General features: G+C 59.9%; 5 protein-coding genes. 2 read left to right on the top strand and 3 right to left on the bottom strand.

Annotated elements, in window-relative coordinates:
- Both DYL59_RS22590 and DYL59_RS22585 read left to right on the top strand, forming a co-directional pair.
- A partial coding sequence (locus tag DYL59_RS22590; protein WP_135291169.1) for an FdhF/YdeP family oxidoreductase occupies window positions 1-2,313 on the top strand: 2,313 nt, incomplete at its 5' end.
- Between the two features lie 201 nt (window positions 2,314-2,514).
- Window positions 2,515-2,988 carry a glycine zipper domain-containing protein gene (locus tag DYL59_RS22585; protein WP_135291168.1) on the top strand — a complete coding sequence of 158 codons (474 nt, stop codon included), beginning with the start codon at window positions 2,515-2,517 and terminating at the stop codon, window positions 2,986-2,988.
- Window positions 2,989-3,177: 189 nt separating this feature from the next.
- Here the strand turns inward: DYL59_RS22585 and DYL59_RS22580 are convergent, their stop codons facing one another.
- The 3 genes from DYL59_RS22580 to DYL59_RS22570 all read right to left on the bottom strand — a co-directional run bounded on the left by DYL59_RS22580 (window position 3,178) and on the right by DYL59_RS22570 (window position 7,043).
- Window positions 3,178-3,609 (bottom strand): acyl-CoA thioesterase, encoded by a 432-nt coding sequence (locus tag DYL59_RS22580; RefSeq protein ID WP_135291167.1) that lies wholly within the window; start codon window positions 3,607-3,609, stop codon window positions 3,178-3,180.
- Window positions 3,610-3,632: 23 nt separating this feature from the next.
- Complete coding sequence (locus tag DYL59_RS22575; RefSeq protein WP_135291166.1) at window positions 3,633-5,570, bottom strand: RecQ family ATP-dependent DNA helicase; 1,938 nt, start codon at window positions 5,568-5,570, stop codon at window positions 3,633-3,635.
- Window positions 5,571-5,867: 297 nt separating this feature from the next.
- The gene (locus DYL59_RS22570; protein ID WP_135291165.1) at window positions 5,868-7,043 is read right to left on the bottom strand and encodes a tetratricopeptide repeat protein; all 1,176 of its coding nucleotides are present in this window, start codon (window positions 7,041-7,043) and stop codon (window positions 5,868-5,870) included.
- Window positions 7,044-7,180: the final 137 nt, after the last annotated feature.

Below are 7,180 nucleotides of genomic sequence, written 5' to 3'. Positions count from 1 at the left end.
CCGCGCTACAAGCCCTACAAAGGCCCGGCTGGCGGCTGGGGCGCGCTGATCAGCGTGGCGCAGGCCTGGCTGACCAGCGACAACGCGCTGAAAAACCTGCGCATGATGCTCAAGACCAACCAGAACGGCGGCTTTGACTGCCCCGGCTGCGCCTGGGGCGACTCGCCGGAAAGCGGCATGGTCAAGTTCTGCGAGAACGGCGCCAAGGCCGTTAACTGGGAAGCCACCAAGCGCCGCGTGGACGCCGCGTTCTTTGCCAAGCACAGCGTGACCGCACTGCTTGAGCAAAGCGACTATTGGCTGGAATACCAGGGCCGCCTCACCGAGCCGATGCGCTACGACGCCGAAACCGACCGCTACCTACCCATCAGTTGGGAAGCCGCCTTCGACCTGGTGGGCAAGCACCTCAACGCCCTGCCCAGCCCGGACATGGCCGAGTTCTACACCTCGGGTCGCGCCAGCAACGAAGCGGCGTACCTGTATCAACTGTTCGTGCGCGCCTACGGCACCAATAACTTTCCGGATTGCTCGAACATGTGCCACGAAGCCAGCGGCGTGGCCCTGGCGCAAAGCGTGGGCGTCGGCAAAGGCACCGTGACCTTTGACGACTTTGAACATGCCGATGCGATTTTCGTCTGGGGCCAGAACCCCGGCACCAACCACCCGCGCATGCTCGAACCGCTGCGCGAAGCGGTCAAGCGCGGCGCCCAAGTGGTGTGTATCAACCCGCTCAAAGAGCGCGGTCTGGAGCGCTTCCAGCACCCACAACACCCGCTGGAAATGCTCACCAACGGCGACAAGCCAACCAATACTGCGTACTTCCGCCCGGCGCTGGGTGGCGACATGGCCATCCTGCGTGGCATGGCCAAGTTCCTGCTGCTCTGGGAACGCCAGGCCCAGGCCGAAGGCAAAGAGGCCGTGTTCGACCACGACTTCCTCAACGAACACACCGCCAATGTGCTCGATTACCTGGGCAAAATCGACGACACCTCCTGGGATGAAATCGTCGAGCAGTCCGGCTTGCCCCTGGTGGAGATCGAACAAGCGGCGCGCATGTACGCCAAAGGCAAGAACGTGATCATGTGCTGGGCGATGGGCATCACCCAGCATCGCCATTCGGTACCGACCATCCAGGAAATCGCCAACCTGATGCTGCTGCGCGGCAATATCGGCCGCCCAGGCGCCGGCCTGTGCCCGGTGCGTGGCCACAGCAACGTGCAGGGCGACCGCACCATGGGCATCAACGAGCGCCCGCCAGTGGCGTTCCTGGACTCCCTGGAGCGCCGTTTCCAGTTCCAGGTGCCCCGTGAGAACGGGCACAACGTGGTGGAAGCGATCCACGCCATGCTCGAAGGCCGCTCCAAGGTGTTTATCGGCCTGGGTGGCAACTTCGCCCAAGCCACCCCGGACAGCCCGCGTACCTTCGAGGCGTTGCGCAGCTGTGACCTGACCGTGCAGATCAGCACCAAGCTCAACCGCAGCCACCTGATGCACGGCAAAGACGCACTGATCCTGCCGTGCCTGGGCCGTACCGACATCGACATCCAGGCCGACGGCCCGCAAGCGGTGACGGTGGAAGACTCGTTCAGCATGGTCCACGGCTCCAACGGTCAGTTGCAGCCGCTGTCGAAGCTGATGAAATCCGAGCCGGCGATTTTGGCCGGTATTGCGGCCGCAACCCTGGGCAGCAAACCGGTGGACTGGAACTGGCTGGTGGCCGACTACGGGCGCATCCGCGACCTCATCGCCGACACCATTCCAGGCTTCAAAGACTTCAACGAGAAGATCAAAAACCCAGGCGGTTTCTACCTGGGCAACTCGGCTGGCGCACGCCGCTGGAACACGCCGTCGGGCCGGGCCAACTTCCGCCCGAACATCCTGCCCAAAGACCTGATTCATGAACGCACCCACGCCACCGGCCGCGTACCGGACCTGATCATGCAGTCGATGCGCTCTCACGATCAGTACAACACCACCATCTATGGCCTGGATGACCGCTACCGTGGGGTCAAGGGCCAGCGCGATGTGTTGTTCGTCAACGAAGCCGACATCATCCGCCTGGGCTTCAAGCCGGGGCAGAAGGCCGACATCGTGTCGTTGTGGGAAGACGGTCGTGAGCGCCGCGTGAAGGGCTTCACGTTGCTGGCTTTTGATATTCCGGCAGGGCAGGCGGCGGCCTACTACCCGGAAGTGAATCCGCTGGTGCCGCTGGAAAGCACCGGGGATGGCAGCCACACGCCGACCTCGAAATTCGTGGCCATCCGCCTTGAAGCAGCGAGTGACAATGGGCTGATCATGGCCCGCTCGGCATAAACCATCGGGCACAAAAAAGGCCGCTTTTGCATAAAAGCGGCCATTCCGAAGTAGTTAAAGACCCGCTAAATCGACTTAAGTTCCCCAGTAAAAACAGTAACTTATAGAATTGTGTACAACTCGTGTTACTGGTCGGATTTGTGTTGCCACAATCTCGTTACAACCTCAGGATCGCGCCGTCATCCCCTTGAGGTCTCACGAATGAAGCTCTCCTCGATTCTCTTGTTGTCCCTTGGCTTGGTCAGTGGCGCAGCCATGGCCGGTGGCACCACCGAAGCCGGTGTAGGCGGCGCATTGGGCGGGGTTCTAGGTTCGGTTGTTGGCCAGCAGATCGGCGGCAACACCGGTTCCACCATCGGCGCAGCCCTGGGCGGTGCGGGCGGTAGTGCGGTGGGTGCGGACAAACGCAGCCGGGGCGAAGCGGCCATTGGCGGCGCGCTGGGCGCAGCGGGCGGCAACGTGGTCGGCCGTAGTGTCGGCGGCAGCACCGGCAGCCTGATCGGCGCAGCCGCCGGCGGTGGCGCGGGTGGTGCACTGGGCAACTACATGGGTAACAAGAGCGATGACGATGATCGTCGTTCGCGCGACCACCGTCGTTATGACCGTGACGACCATCGTGGCCGCGGCCATGCCTATGGGCATCGCAAGAACAAGCATCACTACCGTCACCGGTAAGATCTAAAGCCCGACACACATTCAATGTGCGATGGGCTCGTGTGGGAGGGGCGGTGCGACGATTCGACTTGCTCCCGATAGCGGTGGATCAGTCACAGATGTACAGACTGACACCCTGCAATCGGGAGCAAGTCGAATCGTCGCACCGCCCCTCCCACATTTAGTGCAGAGGTGTTTGTGGAATCAGTTTCAAACCGCCAACCGCTGCAACGCCTCGCGCAACACCCCAGCAATCGGCACCGGCTGGTTCGACCCCCGGTCCACAAACACATGCACAAACCTTCCTGCGGCACAGGCCTCTTCCTCGCCGGCCTTGAACACCGCCAACTCATACTGCACTGAACTGTTGCCCAGCTTGCCCACCCGCAGGCCGATTTCAATGCGCTCGGGAAAGGCAATCGACGCAAAGTAGTCGCACGCCGAACTCACCACAAACCCCACTACCTCTCCATCATGAATATCCAACCCGCCCTGCTCGATCAGGTAGGTATTCACCGCCGTGTCGAAAAAACTGTAGTAGGTCACGTTGTTCACATGGCCATACACGTCATTGTCGTGCCAGCGCGTGATGATCGGCTGGAAGTGAGGGTAATCGGCACGTTGTGGCACTGAATCAGGCATGGGTGCATCTCGTGAAGATGGGTTTAAAGGTTATTCAAATGGGCCTTGGCCCACTCGCGTACCTCGGCATAAGGGTAATCTTCCAGCGCAGCGAAACCCGTGATACCCCGCGCCTTCAGCTTGGTGAACAAGGGCACGCTGATGCCACCGAGGAAACGCGTCAGACGTTCCGCGCCAGGCAGGTGACCGGTGTGTGCATGATGCCTGTGGATAAAATCACCGCACAATCCCATGAAGTTTTTATCCACAAGCGGCGCAAGGGCAGGTGGCGCTGGCAAGTGCGCAATATGGCCGTGGCACACCGAGCAATGCCCACAGCGCTGGGGGGCGTTTTCATCACCGAAGTAGTGCGCCAGCCGCTGCCCCAGGCAGCGCTCGGTGGCGAACAGATCGAGCATGGCGTGAATACGCGCAACCTCCCCAATTTCGTGTTGCTTGAAGCCTGTGTATAACTCGGTGCTCAATGCCTGTGGATCAAAGTCAGTGCTCAGCACGCTGTAGACCTCGGTCATCTGCTTGCTTTCCAGCTCGATCAGGCCCTGCTCCTGGAAGTAATCCAGCGCCTTCACCACCCGGCCGCGCTCGGCATTGTGCTGCTGGTACAGCGCGTCGAAATCCACTGTCGCCCAGGTTCTGGCGCGTTTGCACACCTGGATAATGGCCGCGACAAACTGCTGTCGCTCACCGGAAAAACGCGCCAGCAAAGCCTCAGGTTCGACCAAATATTTGAAGCGATATTCAGCATAAAACGCGTAGCGTGGCGCTATCACCCCCTTGAGTTCCAACTGCACCAACAACGTCTTGAGCGGCAACTCGCGGATGTTGCTGTCATCGGATAACGAGCGCAGTAAAAACTCCCACTGCCCGTCGCCTCGCGATGCCAGCAACTCATTCAGCACATGACGAATGCCATCCTGCTCGGGCGTATCGCCGTACACAAAGTTTTCCAGCACATTGAGGCTGTCGCGATTGGCCAGCACCAGGCAATCGGACGGCTGCCCGTCACGCCCGGCGCGGCCAATCTCCTGGCTGTAGTTCTCGATGGACTTGGGCAGGTCAAAGTGCACCACGTTGCGGATGTCACTTTTGTCGATACCCATACCGAACGCGATGGTGGCGACGATGCAATTGGAGCGCCCGCCCATGAAGCGCTGCTGGATACCTTCGCGTTTGTCGTGGGGCAAACCGGCGTGATAGGGCTCGGCCTGGATGCCATTGCGGTTCAGATGCTCTGCAATCTGCTCGGCGGTCTTTTGCAGGGTGACGTAGACGATGCTCGGCTGACTGGCGCGCTCGCTCATCCACTGAACCAGCCTGCGACGCTTTTGCTCACCGCTCACGGGTTCAACCAAGAGGTTTAGATTGGGCCTGTAGAAGCCCGTGGTGACCACATCGCCTGGAGCAATGGCGAACTTGGCCTGCATGTCGGCAATCACCTTGGGCGTTGCTGTAGCCGTCAGCAGAAGCGCTTGTGGGATATTGAACTGGCGCTGGTAGTCCGGCAGCTTCAAATAATCCGGCCGGAAGTTGTGGCCCCATTCGGAAATACAGTGCGCCTCGTCCACCACCAGCAGCGAAATCTGCACGCTCTGCAGGAAGTTTCGAAAGCGCTCGTTCTTCAGGCGCTCCACAGAAATCATCAGGATCTTGAGCTCGCCGGAACGCGCGCGGGCCATTACATCATTGGCCTCATCGCGGCTCTGGGCTGAGTCGATACTGCCCGCGCTAATGCCATGACGCTGCAAGAAGCCCAATTGATCCTGCATCAACGCCAACAGCGGCGACACTACCAGCGTCAGGTGCGGCAGCAATACAGCCGACAGTTGGTAGCACAGGGACTTGCCGGAGCCCGTCGGGAAAATCGCGGCGGCGGAACGCCCGGCCAGCACGGCGCTGACGGCTTCTTCCTGGCCCAAACGAAACTGGGGGTAACCAAAGACCTGCTGGAGGGTGTCGTGCATGGGCTGTCACTCCATTGACCGCTGAGTAGGCTCAAAAACATAGCCCGTGAATCTCGGCGAATCGAGAAAGGTCGCATGGAAAAAAGAGACAGGATGATACACAGGGTGCGGGATGGCCTAGGGCCGAAGTGGGACTTTTCCAAAGAACTTGCAGGAAAACGAAAATCCAAATGTGGGAGCGGGCTTGCTCGCGAAGGCAGTGGGCCAGTCAACTCAATTGTGACTGACCCACTGCCTTCGCGAGCAAGCCCGCTCCCCCACAAGCTCACACAGTTTTAGAACTGTGTGAGCGCTAAATCAGCGGTTTTTCACACGCTCAATCGCTGTGTCGTACACCGGGTTGGCCTTCTGCTCTTTCGCCAACTGGTAGTGACGCAGCGCGTCCTGGAACTGCCCCGCCGCTTCGTAGATCCGCGCGATGTTGTAGTAGGCACCGGCACGCACGGTCGCTGCATTCGCGCCGCTCGCCAGGGCGATCGCCTTGCGGTTGGCCCAGATCGACTCGGCCGTGTTGCCGGCCTTCTGATACGCCAGGCCCAGGTTGCCGTAGGCCTTGCCGAAGCTGTTGTCCAGGTCGATGGCCTGGCGGAACAGGTCGATCGCCTGGTCCAGGTTACCCGCTTGGTAAGCGGCTTCGCCTTGCACGTTCAGACGTTTCGCATCGGTCTGTGCCGAAGAGCTGACAGCTACCGCAGTAACGGCCACGCTGTCATCCAGCAACGGTTTGACTTCGTTGAGCACATCCTGGGCATCGACGCGTACACCGCTGAAGGCGTTGATGTCCTGGAAGTCACCGCTGCCGGTCATGCGGAACACGGTCCACAGGTTACCGCTGCGGTTCTGCGGTACGTAGTAGGTGCGTACCAGCGACTGGCCCATGTACACGAACACCTTGGCTTCGCTGTTGGACAGCTGGCGCGATCCTGGGTTGTTGCCATTGGTGAAGTCATGCACGGCATACACGTAGCTTTCGCCGTAGTGTTTTTTCTGGAGGGTGATGGTTTCCGGGCCGTAGCTGTCGGTGTCATCAACATCCAGCTCGGCGTCGGTGCCGCTCTTGTTCTCGAAGTAGATGTTGTTGCCGGGGAAGATCATGTGGGAGTCGAGATCTTCCGGGGTTTTGCCCCAGGTCAACACCACACGCAGGCCGTCGAGGTTTTCCATCACCGGGCTGATGGCATAGGTCATGCCCTTGCACGGACATTTCACCACCAGGTTGGAATAGCCGGGCTTCTTGATGATCAGCAGGTTACTGCCATCGTCGGCGGCGTCGCTATTAAGGACTACCTGGCCTTGGGCATTGGTACGGCCCACCACGTTTTGCGCGCCGTTGCGTTGCAGCAAAACTTCGGCGTCGGCGATTTTCTGGTCCTTGACCACTGCGCTAAGCACTTCAATCGGCAACTGCTCGGCCTGGATTGAAAACGCTACGGCACACAATGACATCGCCGAGGCGACACGAAGCAAACCCATGCTTAACTCCCTTTAAGTAGTGGGCAGAATTGCCCTACAAGATTTTGCGCTGCAACATACGCGGAATTCAGGGCCTTGGCGGATTTTTTGTACAAAATGTGACGTGGTTTTTATCCCGCCTGCCCGCCCAGGCATTG

The sequence above is a fragment of the Pseudomonas kairouanensis genome (genome assembly GCF_004682055.1).
In the GTDB taxonomy this organism is placed as follows: domain Bacteria; phylum Pseudomonadota; class Gammaproteobacteria; order Pseudomonadales; family Pseudomonadaceae; genus Aquipseudomonas; species Aquipseudomonas kairouanensis.
The sequence above is the reverse complement of the archived record's forward strand: the minus strand, read 5'-3'. Positions and strand labels throughout refer to the sequence as shown.

Coding starts and splice junctions, on each gene's coding strand:
- DYL59_RS22585 (WP_135291168.1), top strand. CDS start 2,515: ATGAAGCTCTCCTCGATTCTCTTGTTGTCCCTTGGCTTGGTCAGTGGC.
- DYL59_RS22580 (WP_135291167.1), bottom strand. CDS start 3,609: ATGCCTGATTCAGTGCCACAACGTGCCGATTACCCTCACTTCCAGCCG.
- DYL59_RS22575 (WP_135291166.1), bottom strand. CDS start 5,570: ATGCACGACACCCTCCAGCAGGTCTTTGGTTACCCCCAGTTTCGTTTG.
- DYL59_RS22570 (WP_135291165.1), bottom strand. CDS start 7,043: ATGGGTTTGCTTCGTGTCGCCTCGGCGATGTCATTGTGTGCCGTAGCG.